Here is a 24,962-nt window from a genome sequence, read left to right as displayed (position 1 = left end):
CATGAAATTTGCAGTTCTTGTGTTTCCTGGCTCCAACTGCGACATCGACTGTTACAAGGCAGTAGAAGATGCGATTGGAGAAGAGGTTGATTACGTATGGCACACGGCTACAGATCTATCGGCTTATGATTGTATCCTTGTTCCTGGTGGTTTCTCGTATGGTGACTATCTGCGCTGTGGAGCGATCTCCCGTTTTGCACCCGTAATGAACGAGGTAGCGAAAGCTGCTGAACAGGGCAAATATATTCTTGGCATTTGTAACGGATTCCAGATCCTCACTGAGGCGGGATTGCTTCCGGGCGCATTGATCCGCAACATGTCGCTGAAATTCCGTTGTCACGATACGGTGTTGAAAGTAGCGAATGCAGATACTCCATTTACGCGTGACTATGCACCTGGGGAAGAGATTGTTATTCCGATTGCCCACGGTGAAGGCAACTATTATTGCGACGAGGAGACGCTCGCGAGTTTGCAAGCAAACAACCAGATCGTATTTACGTATGGAAGCAATCCAAATGGTTCCCTGGGGGATATCGCGGGAATCTGTAACGAGGGCGGAAACGTGATCGGCATGATGCCTCATCCAGAGCGCGCGGTGGACTCACTGCTCGGTTCGGAAGACGGCAAACGTATGTTTACATCTATTTTGAAAGCATGGAGGGATCGGCATGACGCAGCAGCTATCCGCTAAGGAACCGACGGCACAACAGGTCGCAGAACATAAACTTTACGCACAAATGGGCGTGTCTGACAGCGAGTATGAGCTGATCTGTGAGTTCATGGGGCGCAAACCAAACTACACGGAGATTGGTGTATTTAGTGTCATGTGGTCCGAGCACTGCGCGTACAAAAACTCCAAGCCGTTGCTGCGCCGTTTCCCAACCAGTGGGCCGCGTGTCCTGATGGGACCGGGTGAAGGTGCCGGAATCGTGGATATCGGTGACAATCAGGCCGTTGTATTCAAAATTGAAAGCCATAACCATCCTTCCGCGGTTGAACCTTACCAAGGTGCGGCAACAGGTGTGGGCGGCATTATCCGTGATATTTTCTCCATGGGTGCAAGACCGGTGGCGCTTCTGAATTCCCTGCGTTTTGGCAAGCTGGAAAGTGACCGTGTGAAGTATTTGTTTGAACATGTCGTATCCGGTATCGCTGGCTATGGTAACTGTATCGGAATTCCGACGGTGGCTGGTGAAGTGATGTTCGACGAAAGTTATGATGGGAATCCGCTCGTTAACGCGATGTGTGTTGGTTTGATCGATCATGACAAAATCCAGCGGGGTGTCGCCAAAGGTGTAGGCAACCCGGTGTATTATGTTGGACCGCCAACAGGTCGTGACGGGATTCACGGTGCTACTTTTGCATCGGTGGAGCTGACAGAAGAATCCGAATCCAATCGGACTGCCGTTCAAGTAGGTGACCCGTTCATGGAGAAACTCGTTATGGAATCTTGCTTGGAACTCATCGATACAGGGATCGTGCTTGGTATTCAGGATATGGGTGCAGCAGGTCTGACATGCTCCAGTGCGGAAATGGCAAGTAAAGCGGGGAATGGTCTGGAATTGTATCTGGATCAGGTGCCACAGCGTGAAGAAGGCATGACGCCTTATGAAATGATGTTGTCCGAGTCCCAGGAACGGATGTTGTTCGTTGTTGAGCCGAAGGATGAGGCGCAAGCGATGGAGATCTTTGAACGGTGGGGCGTTATCTGTGCAAAAGTCGGAAAAGTAACGGATGATGGACGTCTGAAATTGATCCACCATGGCGAAGTGGTGGGTGACATGCCAGTAACTGCACTGGTTGACGAGTGCCCGGTGTATGACAAACCATCTTCTGTACCTGCTTACTATGAGCAAAGTGCTTCTATCGACACCCTTCGTTACGATGAAGTGTCGGATCTCGGCGGAGCGCTGAAGCAAGTATTGGCATCTCCAACAGTAGCGAGCAAGAAGTGGGTTTATGATCAATATGATTACATGGTACGTACAAGTACTGCGGTTCGCCCAGGTTCGGATGCAGCGGTTGTAACGATTCGCGGCACACGTAAGGGTCTGGCGATGACAACAGACTGTAACGGACGTTATGTATATCTTGATCCAGAAGTAGGCGGACGAATTGCGGTCAGCGAAGCTGCCCGTAACATTGTATGTTCCGGTGCAGAGCCATTAGCGATTACGGACAACCTGAACTTTGGTAACCCGGAGAAGCCGGATATTTTCTGGCAGATGGAAAAAGCGGTAGACGGTATGGCAGAAGCTTGCCGCGTGCTGGATACGCCAGTTATCGGTGGTAACGTGAGTCTGTACAACGAAAATGCCAATGGCTCCATTTACCCAACGCCAGTTGTTGGTATGGTGGGTCTGGTACATGATACAGATCACATCACAACACAAGGCTTCAAAGCCGAAGGTGACGTTATCATCCTACTGGGTGAAACGAAAGCGGAACTGGGCGGCAGTGAGCTGCAATATGCCGTTCATGGCAAAACGGAAGGACGTCCGCCGCAGCTGGACCTGAACACGGAAAAAGCGCTGCTCAGTACGGTACTGGAAGCGATCCAAACGGGCCTTGTTCGCTCCGCGCATGATTTGTCTGAAGGTGGCTTGGCAGTAGCTTTGGCAGAGTCCTGCATCAGCGGCAATGTGGGTGCACAGGTCAATGTTGAAACGTCATTGCGTGGGGACTATGCACTTTTCAGTGAGAGCCAATCCCGTATTCTGCTGTCGGCTTCGCCGGAGCAAGCGGGTAAGCTGGAAGCTTTTGTACGTGAGCGTGGTGTGCCTGTAGCTGTGATTGGGCGTGTAGAAGGAAGTAATCTGACGATTGAATTGAACGGAACATCAGCCGTGAACGAACCCGTAGGAGGTTTGACACAGGTCTGGGAGGATGCGATTCCATGTCTCATGAACTGACGACAGGACCTTTGTGGACAGGCGATTATTATAATGAAGGGTCCGGCAAGGAAGGACTCGACAAATTAAAGGAAGAATGTGGCGTATTCGGGGTATTCAAACACCCTGACGCCGCATCGCTGTCCTATTATGGCCTGCATGCCCTTCAACATCGAGGGGAAGAAAGTGCAGGCATGTGTGTAAGCGACGGCAACGAGTTCCACTACCACCGTGGTATGGGTCTGGTGAAGGAAGTCTTCACCAAAGACCTGATGCAGACGTTGACCGGGGATATCTCCATCGGACACGTTCGCTATTCAACCAGTGGTGACAGTAAGCTGACGAACGCACAACCATTGGTATTTAAATACCGTGATGGTGATCTGGCAGTAGCAACTAACGGTAACATCGTCAATGCCCCAACAATCCGTCGTGAGCTGGAGCAGGGTGGGTCCATTTTTCAAACGACCAGTGATACCGAAGTTATTGCCCATTTAATCGCGAGATCGCCCAAAGGATTGGTGGAAGCCGCGAAGGATGCGTTCCAGCGTATTGTGGGTGGTTATGCTTTTCTGATCATGACCAACGACAAGTTGCTGGTTGCTTCTGATCCGCATGGTCTGCGTCCGCTCACAATGGGTAAATTGGGAGATGCGTATCTGTTCGCATCGGAAACATGTGCGCTGGAGACGATTGGTGCAGAGTTGATTCGTGATATTGAGCCAGGTGAACTGTTGGTGCTGGATGCAGATGGTCTTCACGAAGACCGTTTTGATCATCACAAACACCGTAAGGCACTGTGCGCGATGGAGTATATCTACTTTGCTCGACCGGACAGTGACATGAACGGTGCGAACCAGCACGCTGCGCGTAAGCGGATGGGTAGCCGGATGGCGATTGAGTCATTTGTGGATGCCGATCTGGTAACAGGTGTGCCGGACTCCAGTATTTCCGCGGCCATCGGTTATGCCGAGCAAACCGGAATTCCGTATGAGTTGGGCATGATCAAAAACAAATACACTGGACGTACGTTTATCCAGCCAAGCCAGGAACTGCGGGAGCAAGGCGTAAAGATGAAACTAAGCGCCGTGCGCCGTGTCGTCGAAGGCAAACGCGTGGTCATGATTGACGATTCCATCGTACGGGGAACAACTTCCCGCCGGATCGTGAACATGCTGCGAGATGCCGGAGCAACCGAGGTCCATGTGCGGATTACATCACCACCGTTCAAAAACCCGTGTTTCTATGGCATCGACACCCCCGACAGCCGCGAATTGATCGCCTCACAGCTGTCGGTGGAAGAGATCTGCCGCGAGATCAACGCGGACTCCCTGTCGTTCCTCAGCCCCGATGGGCTGATTACATCGATTCAGGGAGATAATCAAGATGACTACAAGGGCGGGCTCTGCCTCGCATGTTTTGATAATGATTACCCAACCCGACTCGACTTCGGTGGCGAAGAGAAATTCGGCTGCAGCTGCTAGCTGTTATGCGGCGAGACAAACTTAACTCGCCGCCCCGGGCACAGCCCGAGCCCTAGCCCCGCCTTGCGGAGCAACAGGGGCCAGGCAGCCAAGCGAAGCAGCTGCCGCCGGGCACAGCCCGAGCCCTAGCCCCGCCTTGCGGAGCAACAGGGGCCAGGGCAGCTAGGCGAAGCAGCTGCCCCAGCGGGCATAGCCCCGCAGCGCAGTCGAGCGGGGTTCGCCGACCGATGGCCTACGGCCATCGGGAACGGCGAACAAAAACGCGAGCATACGTACGAACCAACCATAGCAAGATCATACCAGCCACCCCTGCACCGCTTGTTTGGCGGGTGTCCAGAGGGCCTGCCAAGGTCATTTGGGGTCCTCCCGGGCGGGAGGATTTAGGAGGGGCGAAAAAAAAGGAGCTGATTCCACTTGTCCGAAGCATACAAAAACGCCGGCGTCGATATCGCGGCAGGCAACGAAGCGGTTGAACGGATGAAAAAACACGTGAAGCGTACCTTCCGTCCGGAAGTGATGACAGATCTGGGAGGCTTTGGCGCCCTGTTCGGTTTGAACAAAGATAAATATGATGAGCCGGTGCTTGTATCCGGTACAGACGGCGTAGGAACCAAGCTGAAAATCGCATTTGCCATGGACCGTCATGATACCATCGGAATCGACGCGGTAGCCATGTGTGTGAACGACATTGTGGTACAGGGCGCAGAGCCGCTATTCTTCCTCGACTATCTGGCGTGTGACAAAGTCATCCCAGAGAAAATCGAAGCCATTGTTGCGGGAATCGCAGAAGGATGTCATCAGTCGGGCTGTGCCCTGATCGGTGGCGAAACGGCTGAAATGCCGGGCATGTACAGTGAGGGTGAATACGATATTGCCGGATTTACTGTGGGTATCGTGGACAAAGCCAAAATCATTAATGGTACAACCATCGCCTCTGGCGATACGGTGATCGGACTTGCATCCAGCGGAGTGCACAGCAACGGCTTCTCCTTGGTACGCAAACTTTTGTTGGAACAAGCCGGATTGGGCTTGCAGGATGAAGTCGCTGAATTGGGTGGCAAGCTGGGTGACGCACTGCTGGAACCAACGAAAATCTATGTAAAACCACTCCTGTCCCTGCTTGAAAAGGTAAACGTAAAAGGCATGGCCCACATTACAGGTGGTGGCTTCATCGAGAACATCCCGCGTATGCTACCAAGCAGCGTGAATGTAGACATCGACTACGGTTCTTGGCCGATTCTGCCGATCTTCAACCTGTTGCAAGAAAAAGGCTCCGTTTCGAACCGCGACATGTTCACCACGTTTAACATGGGGATCGGACTTGTGCTGGTCGTGAATGAAGCAGATGCAGGTGAAGCATTGGAACAACTTAAAGCATCCGGTGAAGAAGCGTACATCATTGGACGTGTGACCGAAGGAGATGCGCGAGTAACCTTCACGGGAGCGGATGTTTAATGGCGAACTACCGTATTGCTGTATTTGCCTCTGGTGAAGGGTCGAACTTCCAGGCATTGGTTGATGCAGCACGGAACGGAGGGCTGGGTGCATCCATAGATCTGCTGGTATGTGACAAGCCGGCTGCACGTGTGGTGCAGCGGGCGCAGGATGCAGGCGTGGAATGCCATCTGTTTACTCCCAAAAATTATGATTCCCGTGAAGCCTATGAGGCTGAGATCATGGAAGTGCTTGAATCTAAAAATATTGACCTGGTTGTTCTTGCCGGTTACATGAGATTGCTGACTTCAGTGGTCGTGGATCGCTATGCAGGACGGCTGATTAACATTCATCCGTCCCTGTTACCAGCGTTTGCAGGCAAGGATGCGATAGGACAGGCACTGGAATACGGCGTTAAAATTACCGGAGTTACCGTGCACTTCGTGGATGGGGGCATGGATACAGGGCCGATTATTGCCCAGCATCCTGTTCCGATTTTACCAGAGGATACAGCTGAATCCGTCAGTCACTCCATCCATGCTGCCGAACAGCAGCTGTACCCTGAGGTTGTATCCTGGTTTGCTCAGGGATGGGTTCAACTCGAAGGACGCCAAGTTACCGTAAAAAAAGCGGACTGAACCCGATTCGGGCAGGAACTGTCGTTTGAAACAAGTATGATCGTCGAAAATTGGTACGCATTTTGTGATATTTCTCGGGAAATAAATCGGTTGTGTTTCGCCATGAAACGCGAAGCCATGGGACATTAAAGGAGGAGCATATTGTGAGTATCAAAAGAGCGCTGGTCAGCGTATCGGATAAAACAGGCATCGTGGACTTTTGCCGCGAGCTGTCGCAAATGGGTGTGGAGATTATTTCGACAGGAGGTACTAGCAGCCTGTTGTCGAAGGAAGGCGTACCTGTAGTCGGTATTTCGGATGTGACCGGATTCCCGGAAATCATGGACGGACGTGTCAAAACACTGCATCCCGCAGTTCATAGCGGTTTGCTTGCTGTTCGTGATAACGAAGAGCATACACGCCAAATGAAAGAACTTGGATTGGATTACATCGATCTGGTTGTCGTAAATCTGTATCCGTTCCAGGAGACCATTGCAAAGCCGGATGTGGCTTATGAAGATGCGATTGAAAATATCGACATCGGTGGTCCCACCATGCTTCGCTCGGCAGCCAAAAACCACGCCTTTGTTAGTGTCGTTGTAGACGCTGATGACTACAGCCATGTGCTGGAGGAAGTGCGTAACAGTGGGGATACCACACTGGAAACACGCAAACGGCTTGCGGCAAAAGTGTTCCGTCATACGGCGGCTTACGATGCACTCATCTCCGATTATCTGTCCAACGTGAACGGCGATCCTCTGCCAGAGCGTCTGACCGTGACTTACGAAAAACTCCAGGATTTGCGCTATGGCGAAAATCCACATCAGCAGGCGGCATTCTACCGCAAACCGCTGGCAGCCCAAGATACGTTGACAACAGCCGAGCAGCTGCACGGCAAAGAGTTGTCCTACAATAACATCAACGATGCGAACGCAGCCTTGCAGATTGTCAAAGAATTTGAAGAACCGGCAGTTGTGGCGGTTAAACATATGAATCCTTGCGGCGTAGGTGTTGGCGAAAGCATCTACGAAGCTTATGGCAAAGCTTATGCGGCAGATCCAACCTCTATCTTTGGTGGAATCGTGGCAGCCAACCGCATTATCGACAGCGATACAGCGGCTAAACTGAGTGAGATTTTCCTGGAAATCGTATTGGCTCCTGACTTTACACAAGAGGCACTCGATATCCTCACCAAAAAGAAAAACATCCGTTTGCTCAAAACGGGTGAACTGAGCGCTGCTCGCAATCGGGAGAGCCAATTCGTAGTAACTTCCATCGACGGCGGCATGATCGTGCAACAAAGCGATGTGCATTCCATTGAAGCGAGCGAGTTAAAGGTAGTTACAGATCGTGCGCCATCCGAAGAAGAACTGAAACAGCTATTGTTTGGCTGGAAAGTGGTTAAGCATGTGAAATCCAATGCGATCGTGCTTGCAGCAAACGACATGACTGTGGGTGTAGGCGCAGGGCAAATGAATCGTGTCGGCGCAGCCAAGATTGCTATTGAACAAGCTGGAGAACTAGCCAAAGGAGCCATTCTGGCATCCGATGCGTTCTTCCCAATGGGCGATACACTGGAACTTGCAGCGAAAGCTGGAGTTATAGCCGTTATTCAACCAGGTGGTTCGATCAAGGACGAAGAGTCTATCAAAGTAGCGAATGAATACGGTATTGCCATGGTCTTCACTGGCGTTCGTCACTTCAAACACTAAACGATAACTAAATTGCTTCCAAACGATGAACAAGCGAATAGGCTTGTTCATCGTCTTTTGAAGCTTTTTTGCCAAGAGAATAGAAAAAATCCTGAAATTCATGGAGGGGAACAACACTAATGGATATTCTGGTAGTGGGCGGCGGTGGCCGGGAACACGCAATTATATGGGCACTGGCGAAAAGCCCGAAGGCAGGCAAGATTCACTGTGCACCGGGAAATGCAGGCATTGCACAGCTCGCCGAGTGTCATCCGATTGCGGTCAATGAATTCGATAAACTGACGGCGCTTGCCGTGGAGCTTAACGTGGGATTGGTTGTTATTGGGCCAGATGATCCGCTAGCAGACGGGATTGTGGATGCTTTTGACAAGACAGGTATTCCGGTATTTGGACCACGACGCAATGCAGCAGAGATTGAGGGCAGCAAAACGTTCATGAAGGATCTGCTTCATAAATACAATATTCCGACTGCAGACTATGAGAAATTCGACAATTACGAGCAAGCGCAGGCTTATCTGAATGAGCAAGCCATTCCTGTCGTGATTAAGGCAGATGGACTCGCAGCTGGTAAAGGCGTTACTGTAGCTTACTCCCGTGAGGAGGCTGACCAGGCGCTCCGCAGCATTATGGTGGATAAAGTATTTGGAGAAGCAGGAGCCAAGGTCATCATCGAAGAATTCCTGGCGGGTCAGGAAATGTCGATTTTGGCTTTTGTCGATGGGGAGACCGTTCGCCCGATGGCTGCTGCACAGGATCACAAACCGGTATTTGACAACGATGAGGGGCCAAACACAGGCGGAATGGGGACTTACTCACCACTGCCGCACATCCCGGCATCCATCATTGAAGAAGCAGTGGAGACGATAATCAAACCAACGGCCAAAGCGATGGTATCTGAGGGACGTCCATTCCAGGGTGTATTGTTTGCCGGGCTGATGATTTCACCGGATGGCAAACCCAAAACGATTGAATTCAACGCCCGTTTCGGTGATCCCGAAACGCAGGTTGTATTGCCGCGACTGAAGAGTGATCTGCTCGACATTTTCTGGGCAACCGTGCACGGGAAATTGGCGGATATCCAGATTGAATGGAGTGACGAAGCCGCTGTATGTGTGGTGCTTGCTTCTGGAGGATATCCTGGTCCTTATGCAAAGGGTGTAGTTATTGAGGGACTGGAACAAGTCGACGAAGCCGTGGTGTTTCACGCGGGAACGGCACGCAATGAATCTGGAGAATGGGTCACTAATGGGGGACGGATTCTGGGCGTTGTAGGTCTTGGTGCCGATATCGCCGAAGCCAGAAACAAAGCCTATGCTCAAGCGGAACAAATCCGCTTTGATGGCAAACATCAGCGGTCTGATATTGCTGCCAAGGCTTTGGTTAATCAGTAATCAATCAACTATGGGCTCGTAAGATGCTCGCCTGAAAAAGGCGTTTGCATCCTGCGAGCCTTTTGTTGCGTATACATGACTATGGAATATAGGATAAAGCTTGTTTGAGCATTCTTAGCAGAGAGTAGTATTTTTGTAAAACCGTCTAGTCTAACGATTATGAACGAAATCTTCATACATAAAGACTATTTTGTGAACAATACAATATGTAGTGTTCCAAACCATGACGTGCAACTGGATGGTTTGGTGCAGATCGTGTTATACTTTTCTGAAACAGGAATGAATAAGTGGGGAGGTGGATATCTATTGGGAAGGCGATATTGTAAACTGTCCAAATGGAGAATTTTGGTGGAGTAAATCGGAGAAACAAGCGACCGCATGAGGGGTAACCCTGATTTTAGTGAAGTAGTTTCTGTAAGTGATTAACTTCATCCTGAATTCCTGTTTTGCAATTTTACAAGGTCAAAGTATAACCTACAAACTTTATCATTTATCGATTTCATATAAGGCATACCCATATTGAACGTCAATCAGTTGTTGAATGGTTAACCAAGTTAACGAATCACGCTGTAACTATCTCTGGAGGTGAATCCCTGAGAAGCGGGGAAATCATTGGACATAATTACCATATTAAATATTGTATTACTCATTATCTTGATTGCGTTGACCGCATTTTTCGTTGCATCAGAGTTCGCAGTGGTCAAGATTCGTACATCAAGAGTGGATCAACTTGTTGCCGAGGGCAATAAGAAGGCCATATTGGCCAAAAAAGTAGTCACGGATCTCGATTATTATCTGTCCGCCTGTCAGCTTGGTATTACCGTGACTGCCCTGGGATTGGGAGCACTCGGTAAGCCAACCGTTGAAAGGCTCTTATATCCGGTATTTGACTATCTAAACGTATCGGCTTCCATCTCATCCGTTGCATCTTATGCGATTGCGTTCATACTCGTCACGTTCCTGCACGTTGTGGTTGGGGAGATGGCTCCCAAAACGATGGCGATTCAATTTTCGGAAAAATTGACGCTGCTGCTCTCGCCGCCGTTGTACTGGTTCGGGAAAATTATGTATCCCTTCATTTGGGCGCTGAATGGTGCATCCCGGGTAATTCTTCGGGCATTTGGCGTGAAGCCTGCCGGACATGAACAGGCGTACTCGGAGGATGAGATCAAAATCATCATGAACCAGAGTTATGAAGGGGATGAGAACAACAAGACCAAGCTTTCGTATCTGGAAAACGTATTCGTGTTCGATGAGCGTGATGCCAAAGACATCATGGTTCCGAGGACAGAACTGGTAACACTAAATCAGAGTATGACCTACGACGATATCATCCCGATATTGGATGAGCATAATTATTCACGTTATCCCGTCATTGAGGATGGGGATAAGGACCGAATTGTCGGTGTAGTGAATGTGAAAAAGATTTTGCCTGATATGGTTGCCCTTAGGGAGCACCAACTTGTCGATTTTGTTCGTGAAATTCCATACGTTTCTGAAGTTACAAGTATTCAGGATGCCATGATCAAGATGCAGCAGGAACGTGTGCACATGGCCGTGGTCGTGGATGAATACGGAGGTACCTCGGGAATCATTACAATGGAGGATATTCTGGAGGAGCTTGTCGGCGAGATTCGGGATGAGTTCGATGCCGATGAAGTTGCTGACATTCAGGAAACCGGAGAGAACCAATATCTCATTAATGGTCGGGTGCTACTGGATGAGTTGGAACGGCAGTTTGGGCTTGTGTTTGAAGGTAATGAGGAGATGGATACCGTGGCCGGATGGATTCAGTTCCAGAAGGGTGTCGGTGTGGAACAAGGCGATACGGTAGAACACGGTGACTATGTCTGGACCGTTGTGGACACAGAGAATTTTCACATTAAGCAGGTTCTGCTTGAACGTGTTAACGGTGCTCAGGTCGATGAATCTGTCAGTGACCTGGCCTAATCTGGTTACCGGAGCGTCACTCGTGCATCACTTAATTAAAATGATCAACTTGGAGGTGAATCCCTCATATTGAGGGAAATCATTGGACGGAATAATAGCCTTAAACTTATTTTTAGTAGCCGTATTTATCGGTCTGACCGCATTTTTCGTTGGAGCGGAATTTGCAATTCTGAAAGTACGGATGTCTCGAATAGATCAGTTAATCCTGGAAGGTAACAAAAAAGCAGTATTGGCCAAAAAAGTGGCTCACAATCTGGATTATTATTTATCTGCATGTCAGTTGGGTATCACGATCACGGCGCTGGTATTGGGTGCACTGGGTGAGCCTACGGTTGAGAAAATGTTGCACCCGCTGTTTGAACGACTTGAGGTGCCAGCGGCTTTATCTACGGTACTGTCGTATGGTATCGCCTTGGCGATCATCACATTCCTGCATGTCGTGATTGGTGAATTGGCACCAAAAACGCTGGCGATCCAGTTTGCAGAGAAAATGACCCTTTTACTCGCACCACCGCTGTACTGGTTTGGTAAAATCATGAATCCATTCATCTATGCGCTGAATGGGGCTGCACGTCTGTTGCTTGGCCTATTTGGTATAAAGCCAGCAGGTCACGATACGGTTCACTCTGAAGAGGAACTGAAGCTGATTATGGCGCAAAGTTATGAGAGTGGAGAGATTAATCAGACAGAGCTTGACTATCTCAAAAACATTTTTGCTTTTGATGAGCGTTTGCTTCAGGAAATTATGATTCGCAAAGAAAAAATTGTTACGATTGATAAGGAAATGCCGCAGGATCGTATGATTGAGGTCCTGAAGCAGCATGAATATACACGTTTTCCTGTGATTAAAAAAGAAAATCCGGACCATTTCGTTGGATTTATCCATACGAAGGAAATGCTCACGAGTGTTGCCGCAGGTCGGGCTTTCAATATGGACACGTTTGTACATGACATGTTGAAATTCTCGGAGTTATCACCAATTAAGGATGTCTTGATCCAGATGCAGCAAAGTCGTTCCCATATCGCTGCGGTTCATAATGCGGAGGGGGCAACGGTTGGTCTGGTTACAATGGAGGATATCCTTGAAGAAATTGTTGGAGATATCAAGGATGAGTATGATGGCAAAGATCTGGTACAACCGCCTAAGCGATTAAAATTGACCTAAAGCGTAATGCGAAGTTATAAGGGTCGATGTTGTGTGGCGGCAATGGAATAAAATTAAAGGAAAACAGGTTTCCGAGTGATCGGGACCTGTTTTTTGTCCATGTCGGTATACTCAGGCGGCATTTCAGCAGGTCAAAGATAATTATCTTAATTTTAAAACAAAAGCTTGCATAATGAGAGCCAATGGATTAATATAAATTTAAAGAATCTTAATTTAAAGATAAATAACAAAAAGCAATGCATAACGAACTGCTAAATATAACAATGATATCAATAAAACTAAGGGAGTGGATATTATGTTCAGAACTTCAGGGATCCATCATGTTACGGCTTTTGTAGATGATGCACAGAAAAATGTTGATTTTTACGCAGGTGTATTGGCACTGAGACTGGTGAAAAAAACAATTAACTTTGATGCACCAGATGTGTACCATCTGTATTATGGCAATGAGGATGGGGCACCAGGCACCATTATCACCTTCTTCCCACAGCAGAATGCCAGAAGAGGTGTAATTGGATCAGGACAGACTGGCGTAACTGTATATGCAGTTCCGGTGGGCAGCCTGCCATTCTGGAAAGAACGGCTCACATCCTTCGATATTCCATTTGAAAATAAAACAAGATTTGGCGAGCAGTATATTCGCTTCTTCGATAAAGGCGGTCTCTTGCTCGAATTGGTCGAGCGTGAAGGAGGTCAGCCAAGTCAGTGGGCATTCAATGGTGTACCATCGGAACATGCCATCAAAGGCTTTGGTGGAGCTGTATTATTCAGCCATGTACCTGACAAAACAACGGATGTGCTGAAAACGATGCTCGGTCTCGAACTGGTAGGTGAAGAGGATGGAATCATTCGTCTGCAGGCTACTGGTGACATTGGTCAACTGATTGATATTCAATCCACCGGAATTCAGCGGGGAATTGGCGGAGCAGGTACAGTACACCATATTGCATGGCGTGCAAAAGATTATGTCGAGCACGAACAAATGCAGCAGGATCTTCAAAAAGCCGGCTACCATCCAACACCGGTCATTGACCGCCAGTACTTCAACGCCGTGTATTTCCGGGAACCGGGAGGTATACTGTTTGAACTGGCTACGGATCCTCCAGGATTTGCACGGGATGAACCACAGGAGAGCATGGGTGAGAAACTGATGCTGCCTGAGTGGTATGAACCACAGCGGGAGCAGATTGAACAGCTGCTGCCACCTATTCAAGTACGTGAATGGAAAGGAGAGTCCAAATCATGACTACTACCAATACAATGAAGCATATATATAAAGCAGGTTCTCAGCCAGATGCACCCACCCTTTTGTTGCTGCACGGCACAGGTGGAACGGAGAATGATCTGGTAAGTCTGGCCGAGATGATCGCGCCAGGAGCAGGTATTCTGGGGGTGCGTGGTAACGTATCGGAGAATGGAATGCCCCGTTTCTTCCGCCGTTTGGCGGAAGGGGTGTTTGACGAAGAAGATCTCATTGCACGGACAGCGGAATTGGGTTCTTTTGTGGATTCAGCAGCTGTGGAGTATGGCTTTGATCGTGCGAATGTCTATGCCCTGGGTTATTCCAACGGAGCTAACATTGCAGCAAGTCTGATTTTCCATCAGGCTGACGTATTCAAAGGAGCGATTCTGCACCATCCGATGGTACCGCTTCGCGGTTTGGAATTGCCGGACCTGAAAGGGCTGCCTGTGTTTATCGGAGCAGGAGAGAACGATCCAATCGTACCGAAACGTGAAACGGATGAATTAGCTTCACTGCTTAGCGGCGCTGGTGCCGATGTGCACATGCACTGGGAGCGTCAGGGTCACCAGTTGACCCGCACTGAGGCAGAAGCTGCTGCAGCCTGGTTTAAGACTCAGGCGTGATTGGTTGCCTAGAGTAGGAAGTCATAAATATCGAAGTCACAGTCTGATTTGTAGGCTACGTGCTTTGCTTTTAGCGTAAATCAATAAATAATGAATGAAGTAAATTTGGTACACTGTTTATACAGTCTGTTTAACTGCCCGATCCTTGAATGGATCGGGTTTTTGATCTGTTTTTCGGGGAGAAAGCGTTGATGTGGATGTGAAATAATGAAGATTGATGAGGCCAGCAAATCTGACACTATGCCTTGTCCAAAAGTGTGGAATAATCTATAATCAAGTAATTGATAATCATTTTCAATTAGATTCGGCTATTTATGATGATACGTGTAATCAGGAGGGGAAGATGAAGCCTAACCATAGCTCACATTCTTTTGGTTCAAGTGCGTTTATTCAGACCCGGGATGGTCGAAAACTACATTATATGTCCAGAGGAACAGGTGATTTGACGGTTGTATTTGAGTCCGGTATGGGCTTCTCGCGATCCACTTGGGGATTGGTGGCACCGGCTGTTGCTGAACATGCACGTGCCGTAGTATATGACCGGGCAGGTTCGGGACGAAGCGAGGTCGATTCGGCTCCCCGCAATCTCCAACGAATAGCAGAAGATCTTAGTGATTTACTGACTGCACTGGGGCAGGGTCCTTTCATCTTGGTCGGACACAGCTGGGGAGGGCCTATTGTTCGTGCGGCTGCGGCCTCGAATATGTCCTGTATAAGCGGCGTTGTGCTGGTTGATCCTTCAGACGAGCATTGTGAGCTGTATTTCTCCAAAGCTGCCAAAACAAATTTTGCCTTGAACCGTTACCTTATTCCATTCATGGCACGTACGGGGATATACAGGTTACTAGGCAGGAGACCGGGAAGTGTACAGCCTGACGACGTTGTCAGGGATCACCGCGCAGAGGATTTCACCGTACAGGCGGCCAGGACAATGGTTAAGGAGTCGAAACCTTTTCTGGAAGACTTGGCTTCGCTGTTGGTTAACCCTCTTGATCTTGGTAATCTAGAAGTTAGCGTCATTTCAGGTACGAAAACAGGTATGGGAGAGCGTAAAATAAGGCCCGCCATTATGCAAGCACATCGTCAAACCGTAAACTCACTGACGAATGCCAAGTGGATCGGAGCCGATCAATCCAGCCATATGGTCATGTTTACGGATCCTCAGGTTATTATTAATGAAATTGTGCGAATGGTACATGAGGCGAGCTCAGGCGCAAGAATAGAACAAAAGTGATACAATAAAGAGAGAAAAAAGCAATGCTTGCATTGCCAACCAAGATAAGCGGAGTGTGGAGAAGAGATGAAACCAGTGGAACAGGAACCAACGGGAACTACCAATTCCGGCCGTGCCAGTGTTGGTATGGAAGATATCGTGCGCGCACATCATGTGCTGAGAGAAGTCATTGTAAGAACGCCGCTGCAGCGGGATGCTGTATTGTCGGCCAAATATAACTGTAATGTGTATCTTAAACGGGAAGACCTGCAGGTGGTACGCTCGTTCAAAATTCGTGGAGCCTACAACATGATTCGTAGTCTGGCTCCAGCTGAGCTGGAGAAAGGTATTGTCTGCGCGAGTGCGGGCAACCATGCGCAGGGGGTTGCTTTTTCCTGTAACGCGCTGGGTATCCACGGAAAAATCTTCATGCCGAGCACAACTCCAAATCAGAAGGTGAAGCAGGTACGTCGATTTGGTGGAGATAATGTTGAAGTTGTGCTGACAGGTGATACGTATGACGATGCTTATGAAGAAGCTATGCGTGCGTGTAATGAACAGGGCATGACGTTTATTCATCCGTTTGACCAGCCGAAGATCATTGCGGGTAATGGTACGGTGGCGATGGAAATCATGGAGAGTCTGGATGAAAAAGCAGATTATGTATTCGTCACAATTGGTGGTGGCGGTCTGGCTGCCGGTGTTGGAACCTACATGAAGACGGTTAGCCCGGAAACCCGCATTATTGGTGTAGAGCCACTTGGCGCGGCTTCCATGAGTGAGGCCATGTTCCGCAAGCAGGTTGTCACGCTGGATGATATTGATAAATTCGTGGATGGTGCTGCGGTGAAACGTGTTGGTGACCTGACCTTCGACATCTGTAGTGGAACGTTGGATGACATTGTGAAGGTGCCTGAAGGCAAAGCCTGCACCACCATTTTAGAGCTATATAATGAAAATGCGATTGTTGTGGAGCCTGCTGGTTCACTGGCGGTTGCTGCACTGGAGCAGTATCGCGAGCAGATTGCTGGCAAGACGGTTGTCTGTGTGATTAGCGGCGGCAACAATGATATTGACCGGATGCAGGAAATCAAAGAACGTTCTTTGATCTACGAAGGTCTGAAATATTATTTCATGGTCAATTTCCCACAGCGTGCGGGAGCTTTACGTGAATTCCTTGTGGAAGTGTTGGGACCCAATGACGACATTGCCCGTTTTGAATATACGAAGAAGCATGATAAGGAAAATGGGCCTGCCTTGGTGGGCATCGAGTTGATGTACAAGGAAGATTACCAGCCGCTGATTGAACGCATGAATCGTAAAGGCCTCGCGTATACCGAGCTGAACAAAAATCTGAATCTGTTCAACATGTTAATATGATGAATCATTCCAATGTAAAGTCGGACCGTAGTGAGTCACAGCCTCTGTTGAGACCTGCTCGTAAGGAAGATGCCACACAAGTGATTCCTTTACTCCATCAGGCGATTGATGATATTGTCTATGCTCTTGCTGGTGAAGGAGATCATGAGAAAGCGATGCAGATTTTACAGCAATTCTACGTGCAAGAAGACAATCGAATCAGTTACCGGAACATAACGGTCATGGAACAGGATGAGCAGGTTGCGGGAATACTGGTGGCTTATGATGGAGGCGAGGCAGATCGTTTGGATCAGCCAATTCTGGATCGGCCTGGTCGGAGTACAGATGAGAAATATACGTTGGTCAAAGAAACCCGTCCCGGGGAGTATTATCTGGATACTCTATCGGTAAGCGAAGCATATCAGGGGCAGGGTATCGGCAAGGCATTGATGGCTGCTTTTGAGCAGCAGGGAAGGGAACTTGGACACTCGCAGGTATCCCTCATTGTTGAACGCGACAATGGCCGGGCCTTGATGTTGTACGAACGGCAGGGCTATATCAAGGATGAAGTGATTGTCATTGCTGGACATGAGTATAACCATATGGTCAAGCCAATTCTGTAGTTCTTAACTCTGAGTTAGCCTGGAGTAGGAGATTCAATTCATCGATAGAATCAAAGAAAACCGACATGGGAGCGAATCCTATGTCGGTTTTCTTTGTGTTTTTTATGTGCTTTAGGTGATTAATATAATGAATTATTTAATAGCCGCATCCGCCCCGGTCGGAACGTTCTGTTCTAGCCATTTCACCACTGCAGCTGTTTTCTCATACTTTGCTTCCTTAACCACATCCATAAAGGCATCCAGCTTGGTGAGGAATTCACTATCGACGGATACAAGACGCTGCAAGACGCCGTTGTAGCCTCTTTGGGCGTTCGCAACCATTTTGTTCGTGTCATAATCAAACAGCGGCGTATTGTTCAGCCCATAAAAGGTATACAGGGTATAACTGTTCAACAGATCCCGCACCTGTTTGGCCCGATTCGATTTCGGATAGAGTTCCAGGAATCTTTCCTGGCTGAGTGCTCGAAGGAGTATTTCCTGATAGCCAATGACCAGAGCTCCATCATCCGCAGGCAAGTTTTTTGTTTCCTGCGTCATGATGTTGATGTAGCTTGAGATATCCTCTTTAATTTCAGAGTTATATTTCACGAGTGCCGCATAATTCATAATGGGATAGAGGGAGCCTTCGAGCATGACGAGGCGATAGCCGCTGTCCCGGGCTTCTTTTAACAGTGCACGCAGATCTGAGTCCTGGGTACGCTCCATGAGTTTGGTGAAGCTGTCGTTCAATTGGTATGCCTTGAGCATCTTGTCCTGAACGTTAGGCACGAGCAAGCGGTCCGTCATGGCGGTTAGAGCCTTCAGACGCGCACTCTCCAATTGAAGGACCATCAGGGTAGCGTGGTGCGTTGTTACTTTTTTGATATTGGATTCCAGATAAGTGTCAGCGGCGGGTAAGCCGTTCTTTTTCTTGAGCATGGATTGAAATGTTTTATATATGGCGGTTGAACTGCTGGTGGTTACTTTGGTATCCGGGCTCGAAGGGGCGGCAGCAGCGATTCCAGGTGTAGCTGCGGTTCCTGTAAAGATTGCAACAATGGCAACGACTGTTATGAAGAATCGCATCCCTTTGCGTTGACCAGATAAATACGATGATGTCATCTGTGTGAACCTCCCGTAATTTTAAAGATAATAGGTTGTTATTCACTATACATTAAACGAATTTAGGAAGGATGTTGTTGCGGAATAATGACAAATTCTTCTGTTATTTTTAACCTTTGGAGGGTAGATGGTGGGAGGACATTTCTGCGAAAATATTTTTTGTGGGATTGGAAACTTTTACTGATGTTCATACGTCTTAGATATGCACAGGAAATTACAGGAATAAAATAAAATCAACAACGATCACATTTTAACTTAAATAATGAAGAGAATGGGGATATTGGATATGAGGAAAGCTGGAGGACGTCAAGTGAAAAAGGTGATGTCAGCACTGGCCGTATCGGCTATGTTGATGTCTGCACTACCAACGTCAGTTATGGATGCAGCTGCAAGAATTAGCATTTATATTAACGACGCGGAGCTGTCGTCCGCTCAGGCACCTGTCATGAAAGGTGGACGCGTATTGGTTCCATTGCGCTCCATTTTTGAAGGACTGGATGCCACGGTAAAGTACACCAATAAAACCAAAACGATCACGGCGAACCGGGGAGATCAGGAAGTATCGCTAAAACTGGGTTCCAAAACGGCTTACATCAACGGAGAAGCGGTAGCGCTAGATGTACCTGCAAATACCATCAAGGGAAACACAATGGTTCCAATTCGTTTTGTTAGTGAAGCTTTTGGAGAGAAAGTATTCTGGAATTCTCGCAATCAGCGGGTAGATATCAAAACAACGTCCACTCCTCCTGTGGATGAGACCCAATATGCAGCATGGAACATTTACGGTTCTGTGTCTGGAAGCAATGGGGATGGTCGAGATCTGACTGTAAGCTTCACACGTCCGACTTCTGAGAAGGCTGTGTCAGCATATCGGATTATGCTGGTAAAAACACGTGATGTGAGCAGCTTTACGGAGTCTGCGGCATCGGCTGTGCCAGCTTCGAACTATACATCCGTTACTCCAAATGGCGGTAATCCTAGACTGACACTTAATGCACAGACCCGTGACGTGAACGGGGATCTGTTGAATTCTAATGAGACGTATCGTCTATATGTACTTACGGTGGGGAACAGCAACAACAGCTACAAAAATCTGTTGGCCTGGTCTTCCCAGTCCTTGAAACTAAACAATGTGAAAACGACGGTTCAACCTGTCACAGGCCTGCGGATCGCAGATATCAGTGACTATGGGGATGGCCGTGACCTGGAAATTAACTTTACACAGCCGAGTACAACGTCCAATATTACGTATTACCGTGCTTTTGTAGTCAAGGCGAAAGACGCTTCTTCATTCAATCTGACTACGGCAAATAATGTGTCCAGTTCTAATTCAACCATTATTTATAAAGGTAACAGTACAACAGTCAAAAGCCAGCTAAGTTCCTCGACGCGTGATACATCAGGGGAATTGATCAAAAACGGCACATCATATGTCGTGTACATTGTATCAGTGAGCTCCAATGCGGCAACAGCAGACAATAAATTGTCCACAGTATCCTCTTCACTTACGCTGGGCGTAAACACAGCAACAGCGCCAGTCATCACGCAAGTGAAAGACAATTCGGATTATGGAGACGGTCGTGACATTCAGGTGAGCTTCAACCGTTCATCGGATGAATCCAAAGTGGCTAATTATCGAATTTTCGTAGTGCGGAACTCGGTATCCAGCAGCTTTAATCTGACTACGGCGAGCAATCTGTCTTCCAGCTTGTACTATAACGTGAACAAAACAGGCAACAATATTACAACCACACTGCCATCCTCCATGAAGGACACAAGTGGCTATAACGTAACGAATCTGCAAGATTATCGGATCTATGTTATGGCTGTAGGCAACCAGCAGAACGGCTATACTAATGCGCTGTCTTCCTCGTCAACACTGTTGAGACTGACAACGAACAGTAATGCAGGAGTCGCAAGTAACATTGGGGTTGCTGATGTGAGTGACTACAACGATGGACGTGACCTGAAGGTTTCGTTTAATAGAGCTTCGGATGAAACTAACGTTTCAGCGTATCGGGTATATGTGGTCCGTTCCGGCAATGCAGGCAGCTTCACACTGAGCGCAGCTAATGCATCCAACAATTATTATCAGGTGAGCAAGACGGGTGGAAATCAGTCATTTACTCTTCCTAGCAATGCAGTCGATACTAATGGCTACAGAATTACTAATAATGAAGGCTATCGTGTATTCGTCCTGTCGGTAAGCACAAGTGGAAATTCCAGCCAAAATGCATTGTCTTCTTATTCTTCACAAATTACGCTGACTGCCAATGCAGCTGTGACTGCACCAAGCAATGTGGCAGCAACAGATATTGGGGATAACTTAGATGGACGTGATCTGCGTGTGACGTTCAATCGTTCAACGGATGAGACGAATGTGAATCACTATCGGGTGTTTGTGGTGAAATCGAATAGCACTTTCAATCTGACTACAGCCAACGAAATTAATAATTATCTAAATTATACTTATGTAGGAAAAACAGGAAATAACCAGACTGTGAACTTTATAAGTAGTTCGAGAACAGCGGATGGTGAATTAATTCGTAATGATGTGAGTTATAAGGTGTATGTAATGGCAGTGAATAATAACGGCTCTCTTGCCAATGCGTTGTCTTCGAGCTCAAATGTCATTACATTGGCTTCCAATACGGCTGTAGCCGCAGTGAGTAATGTAACTGCAACTGCGAAAGACGCAACGCAAGCAGCAGGAAATGCAACGGATGTGACGGTAACATTTACGGAGCCTGCTTCTAAAACAGGGATTGGGCGTTATGTGTTAATGGTTGTACCTGCCGAAACGGTGTTTGATCTGAATGCGGCTAAAAACACTGCGAAATCCGGTAATGCAACAGTAGTCACTACAAGTCCAACTAACTTGCCACTTGTGCTGCCGGATTCTAACGGTAATGCGATCGAAGCAGGTAAATATAAGGTGGTTATTTTATCCGAATCATTAGACAGCAAACGTGAATCCAGCATAGCTTCATCGCCTGTATTCACGATTAATGCCAAGAAACAGGCACCAGTGCCTGTTGAAAAAGTATCGGGCGTGACAGCGACAGCGAATGATTCTTCCGTTGATGTCAGCTTCACCAAGCCTAGCAATGAAACTGGAATTGCAGGCTATGATGTTTACATTGTCCAAGATACGAGTAACACAATCGATAACGGTCTTGGTAGTCGAGTAGGAACTGTGAATAGTGGGGCTGGCAATCCATCAACAGCGAACGTTAACATTACCGGTAATTCAACGGATTCAGATGGGTTTGCTTTTAAATCAGGAAAATATAAAATCAGAGTGGTTTCCGTGTCTAGTGACCCTGCGAAATATGCAACTACGAGGTCAGATATAGCTACATTTACTATTCCGGCAGCTCCTACGTCCAATCCGGATAATGGTAGTCAAACTCCTGCTGTAGAGACCCCACCTCAATAATTGTGAAGAGAAGAGTTTGATGCTTTGATGAGTAGTTCGTTTTGATGAGCTCCAGAAGTAGTAGAGGTGACGGAATCGATTCTGAAGAAGCGGCAGCGCTAGCCTTTGTCTCCGAATTTAAACCTTATAGAGGTGGAATCAGATAAATTTGGAGACAACAGCGATCGAAAGAACGATCCGTAACCGGAACGGTCACTCCAAGAACCAACAATCTTATCAATCAGTTTTGTTAACAAACCAGGCTCCCCTTCCAAAAGTGAAGGGGAGTTTTTCTTGGTCTTAAAAGTTGTTCTGCCGATGTAGTAAATTTTCTGAATCAAGCATACTGCACTTGTAAATCCTGTCACCAAAAAGGTTCCTTTGGCGTTGTTGCAACGGGGCAAACAGATGGATAATAGGAGAAAGAAGAGCAAGATCCGAAAGGAATGATGAAATGCTTGCATTTCGCTTGACCGGCCTGCCGGATTCCCGATTGTCTCTGTATCTGTATTGTGTGGGGACACAAGAAGAGAAAGTTCAGTTTAGACCGGATGGATTTCCGGTGTATCAGCTTTTTTTATTACGCAGCGGCAAGGGGGAATTTAAGGTTCCAGGTGAAGGAGCGTGGACAGTATCGGCGGGTGAACTGTTCGTGATGGAACCTGGGGTGGCCCATGAGTATATTCCGCATTCCAAAACATATGGGGAGCTTGGATATATCGGTATTGGTGGAGAGGCGGCGGGTGCGGTGCTTCGGTCAACGGGACTGCTGCCGATGGGGCCACGGAACTTGTCCGAATTTGAACAGTTCTGGTCACGAGTGACGGACATCTGGTACTCGCTGGACCATGGGATGACTGAGATGTGGAACAGCTCAACGATCATCTACCAGCTTATTCTGGATATGTCACGATTCATCCTCCCGCTGAATGATGAGACAGAAGAGCGAGAAGCGCGGAGTGGGTCATTAACACGTTCAGAGCGCGAGTCGGAATCGGCAAATGAAGCATTCACCCGAGCTGTGTCGCTGATGCACACGCACTACCAGGATGATCTGCTGCTGAAGCATGTAGCTGAAGCTGTTGGTTATTCGGTGCAGCACCTGAACCGATTATTTCATCAGAGACATGGGGTGACAGGACATCAGTACATGCAGCGATTACGTTTGCAGAAGGCGTCCGAATGGCTGGACAAGCACCCACGGGCAAGTGTAAGAGAGGCGGCGGAGACGGTTGGTATGGAAGTGAACTACTTTATCCGTATGTATAAGCGAGAATTCGGAGAGACTCCGGGCAAGGAGATCAAGCATCGCATTCAGCTCAAAATGGAGAGAGACTCTACGGGCCCTGTGGATCATCTATATGAAGTATGACAAGGCCATTCCTTTTGGAGGCGGAAGCAGTTTCAAACGAGCTACTGGCCGTAATATAAGGTTACTTATAAGGTGTGGTAAGTGATTACCTTTACCTATGCTAGATAAAATGCATTATGGAATTTTACCTGAACGGTCTGAAAATAAAAATAGCTGTCGAGAATTTCTCAACAGCTGGCTAGGGGCCATTATGGCCCCTTTTTTGACACTTGATATTCTATCTCATCACCGAATTGTCGTACTTCACTCGTACTTCATCTTCGAACATCACATAACTGTACGATATACCCAATGATGCTGCCCACAAAGGGCAATCCTTACGCTTTCTTTTGTCCGAAAAGTGGTCTCAACGTAGCCAATCCCACAATTCCGATCACAAGACTAATCCATGGAGCCAGCGTAAATACGGGAAGGCTGTCACGCAGCGGATATCCTACAAATAAGACAACCACAACGATAACGATATAGATGGCGATCCCGCGAAGATTGACCTGTGGTCTGGCAGTCTTGTCTGCTCCCTGATCATCCGGCCGTTCTGCCAGACGACGAAGCATTTCAACCAGTGCAATCCCGCCAACCGCCGCAACGATAAGTGAGAAAAGGCTAATGTGGCTAAACGGTTCCGTATCTCCGCCGGTCCAGCCAATAAATAGCCCAACAGCCCCCTGAATCAGCATGACAAAAGACAAAGCTGCCCAGGAGATCATGAAGTACCATTTGGGCGTTCGTTTAACCTGATCCGGAGAGTCCGTTGGTTCGGCTTCAACTGCTGTTGCCTTCTTGGTGGGCGTACTGCGTTTGTTGGTTTTGCTTCCGGAGCTCGATACAGCCGTACTTGAAGTTGTGGATGGGCCGATATTAGATTCAACAGGATCAGCATCCTCATTATTAGTTGTCACGCCTAGCTGTGAATAGATATCCTGTTGCATATCAGGTCCATATAACTCGCGAGCAGGCTTGCCGTCACGCTGAGCTTGTACAATGGCTCTTCCAGCAGAGAGAATCCATTCTTCCTGCGTTCTCTCATCGGCAGGTGCTTGGCGCGCAATGGTGCTGATCTGATCGAACAGTTTTACATGTTCCGGTGTCATCTTACTCATTTCGGTCATTTGCCGATTCTGTATTTCTTTCAGTTTCTTATATGAAATCCCCAATGATTGCTCCCCCTGTCTACACACGTTCTGATCCCCAGTGATCTGGAGACCCTGACGGTATTTTAGTATACGGGAAGGGCTCTCGTTTCGCAAAGTCATTCCTTATAAAACAACTGTTTACGATTCGACCATAGCCCTGCGCAGGCCAGAATGACACAGGTGCATAGCAGTACCAGTTTTCCGTGAATACGAATCCATTCCAAGATGTGTTC

Annotated in this window: 19 protein-coding genes; 16 read left to right on the top strand and 3 right to left on the bottom strand. The window is 48.0% G+C overall.

Going from position 1 to position 24,962, the window contains the following annotated elements:
- The first annotated feature begins 1 nt into the window (after position 1).
- The 3 genes from purQ to purF are packed head-to-tail and all read left to right on the top strand — an operon-like array spanning position 2 to position 4,375.
- Entirely contained in the window at positions 2 to 691 is a 690-nt protein-coding gene (gene purQ / locus AMS66_RS12925; protein WP_053781197.1) for a phosphoribosylformylglycinamidine synthase subunit PurQ, read from the top strand.
- The gene (purL, locus tag AMS66_RS12920) at positions 669 to 2,912 is read left to right on the top strand and encodes a phosphoribosylformylglycinamidine synthase subunit PurL (RefSeq protein ID WP_053781196.1); all 2,244 of its coding nucleotides are present in this window, start codon (positions 669 to 671) and stop codon (positions 2,910 to 2,912) included. The genes purQ and purL overlap by 23 nt, the downstream gene beginning before the upstream one ends.
- Positions 2,897 to 4,375 carry an amidophosphoribosyltransferase gene (gene purF / locus AMS66_RS12915; RefSeq protein WP_053781195.1) on the top strand — a complete coding sequence of 493 codons (1,479 nt, stop codon included), beginning with the start codon at positions 2,897 to 2,899 and terminating at the stop codon, positions 4,373 to 4,375. Before purL ends, purF begins: the two co-directional genes overlap by 16 nt.
- A gap of 232 nt (positions 4,376 to 4,607) precedes the next feature.
- On the opposite strand, the gene AMS66_RS34345 is transcribed toward purF, so the two are convergent.
- A complete protein-coding gene (locus tag AMS66_RS34345) occupies positions 4,608 to 4,730 on the bottom strand; it encodes a hypothetical protein (protein WP_269084543.1) in 123 nt (40 codons plus the stop codon).
- A 59-nt stretch (positions 4,731 to 4,789) separates the two neighbouring features.
- Between AMS66_RS34345 and purM the strand changes: the two genes are divergently transcribed.
- The 11 genes from purM (at position 4,790) to AMS66_RS12860 (ending at position 17,705) form a co-directional block, all read left to right on the top strand.
- Positions 4,790 to 5,830 (top strand): phosphoribosylformylglycinamidine cyclo-ligase, encoded by a 1,041-nt coding sequence (gene purM / locus AMS66_RS12910; protein ID WP_053781194.1) that lies wholly within the window; start codon positions 4,790 to 4,792, stop codon positions 5,828 to 5,830.
- Positions 5,830 to 6,447: a phosphoribosylglycinamide formyltransferase gene (gene purN, locus AMS66_RS12905; RefSeq protein ID WP_053781193.1), complete on the top strand. Its 618-nt coding sequence runs from the start codon at positions 5,830 to 5,832 to the stop codon at positions 6,445 to 6,447. Before purM ends, purN begins: the two co-directional genes overlap by 1 nt.
- 143 nt (positions 6,448 to 6,590) lie before the next feature.
- Positions 6,591 to 8,138, top strand: coding sequence for a bifunctional phosphoribosylaminoimidazolecarboxamide formyltransferase/IMP cyclohydrolase (gene purH, locus AMS66_RS12900; RefSeq protein ID WP_053781192.1), 1,548 nt, complete (start codon positions 6,591 to 6,593; stop codon positions 8,136 to 8,138).
- A 119-nt stretch (positions 8,139 to 8,257) separates the two neighbouring features.
- Positions 8,258 to 9,529 (top strand): phosphoribosylamine--glycine ligase, encoded by a 1,272-nt coding sequence (gene purD / locus AMS66_RS12895; RefSeq protein WP_053781191.1) that lies wholly within the window; start codon positions 8,258 to 8,260, stop codon positions 9,527 to 9,529.
- Positions 9,530 to 10,141: 612 nt separating this feature from the next.
- A complete protein-coding gene (locus tag AMS66_RS12890) occupies positions 10,142 to 11,479 on the top strand; it encodes a hemolysin family protein (RefSeq protein ID WP_053781190.1) in 1,338 nt (445 codons plus the stop codon).
- 82 nt (positions 11,480 to 11,561) lie between these two features.
- The gene (locus AMS66_RS12885) at positions 11,562 to 12,644 is read left to right on the top strand and encodes a hemolysin family protein (protein ID WP_053781189.1); all 1,083 of its coding nucleotides are present in this window, start codon (positions 11,562 to 11,564) and stop codon (positions 12,642 to 12,644) included.
- 295 nt (positions 12,645 to 12,939) lie between these two features.
- On the top strand, positions 12,940 to 13,890 hold the full coding sequence (locus tag AMS66_RS12880; RefSeq protein ID WP_053781188.1) for a ring-cleaving dioxygenase: 951 nt from the start codon (positions 12,940 to 12,942) through the stop codon (positions 13,888 to 13,890).
- Positions 13,891 to 13,904: 14 nt separating this feature from the next.
- On the top strand, positions 13,905 to 14,510 hold the full coding sequence (locus tag AMS66_RS12875; protein WP_053781211.1) for an alpha/beta hydrolase: 606 nt from the start codon (positions 13,905 to 13,907) through the stop codon (positions 14,508 to 14,510).
- Between the two features lie 343 nt (positions 14,511 to 14,853).
- Positions 14,854 to 15,744, top strand: coding sequence for an alpha/beta fold hydrolase (locus tag AMS66_RS12870; RefSeq protein ID WP_053781187.1), 891 nt, complete (start codon positions 14,854 to 14,856; stop codon positions 15,742 to 15,744).
- A gap of 66 nt (positions 15,745 to 15,810) precedes the next feature.
- On the top strand, positions 15,811 to 17,103 hold the full coding sequence (ilvA, locus tag AMS66_RS12865; protein WP_053781186.1) for a threonine ammonia-lyase IlvA: 1,293 nt from the start codon (positions 15,811 to 15,813) through the stop codon (positions 17,101 to 17,103).
- Positions 17,100 to 17,705 (top strand): GNAT family N-acetyltransferase, encoded by a 606-nt coding sequence (locus tag AMS66_RS12860; RefSeq protein ID WP_236703371.1) that lies wholly within the window; start codon positions 17,100 to 17,102, stop codon positions 17,703 to 17,705. Before ilvA ends, AMS66_RS12860 begins: the two co-directional genes overlap by 4 nt.
- Before the next feature lie 132 nt (positions 17,706 to 17,837).
- On the opposite strand, the gene AMS66_RS12855 is transcribed toward AMS66_RS12860, so the two are convergent.
- The gene (locus AMS66_RS12855) at positions 17,838 to 18,806 is read right to left on the bottom strand and encodes a hypothetical protein (RefSeq protein ID WP_053781185.1); all 969 of its coding nucleotides are present in this window, start codon (positions 18,804 to 18,806) and stop codon (positions 17,838 to 17,840) included.
- A 286-nt stretch (positions 18,807 to 19,092) separates the two neighbouring features.
- Here AMS66_RS12855 and AMS66_RS12850 point away from each other — a divergent pair, with 286 nt between their 5' ends.
- Together AMS66_RS12850 and AMS66_RS12840 are read left to right on the top strand one after the other, a co-directional pair.
- Positions 19,093 to 22,245: a copper amine oxidase N-terminal domain-containing protein gene (locus AMS66_RS12850; RefSeq protein WP_053781184.1), complete on the top strand. Its 3,153-nt coding sequence runs from the start codon at positions 19,093 to 19,095 to the stop codon at positions 22,243 to 22,245.
- 433 nt (positions 22,246 to 22,678) lie between these two features.
- Positions 22,679 to 23,596: an AraC family transcriptional regulator gene (locus tag AMS66_RS12840; protein ID WP_053781182.1), complete on the top strand. Its 918-nt coding sequence runs from the start codon at positions 22,679 to 22,681 to the stop codon at positions 23,594 to 23,596.
- Positions 23,597 to 23,913: 317 nt separating this feature from the next.
- Here AMS66_RS12840 and AMS66_RS12835 read toward each other — a convergent pair whose 3' ends face one another.
- Positions 23,914 to 24,750: a DUF1129 family protein gene (locus AMS66_RS12835; protein ID WP_053781181.1), complete on the bottom strand. Its 837-nt coding sequence runs from the start codon at positions 24,748 to 24,750 to the stop codon at positions 23,914 to 23,916.
- Between the last annotated feature and the right edge of the window lie 212 nt (positions 24,751 to 24,962).

The sequence above is a fragment of the Paenibacillus xylanivorans genome, from assembly GCF_001280595.1.
Classification (GTDB): domain Bacteria; phylum Bacillota; class Bacilli; order Paenibacillales; family Paenibacillaceae; genus Paenibacillus; species Paenibacillus xylanivorans.
Note: the sequence above shows the minus strand (reverse complement) of the source record. Positions and strands in the feature narration are given on the sequence as shown.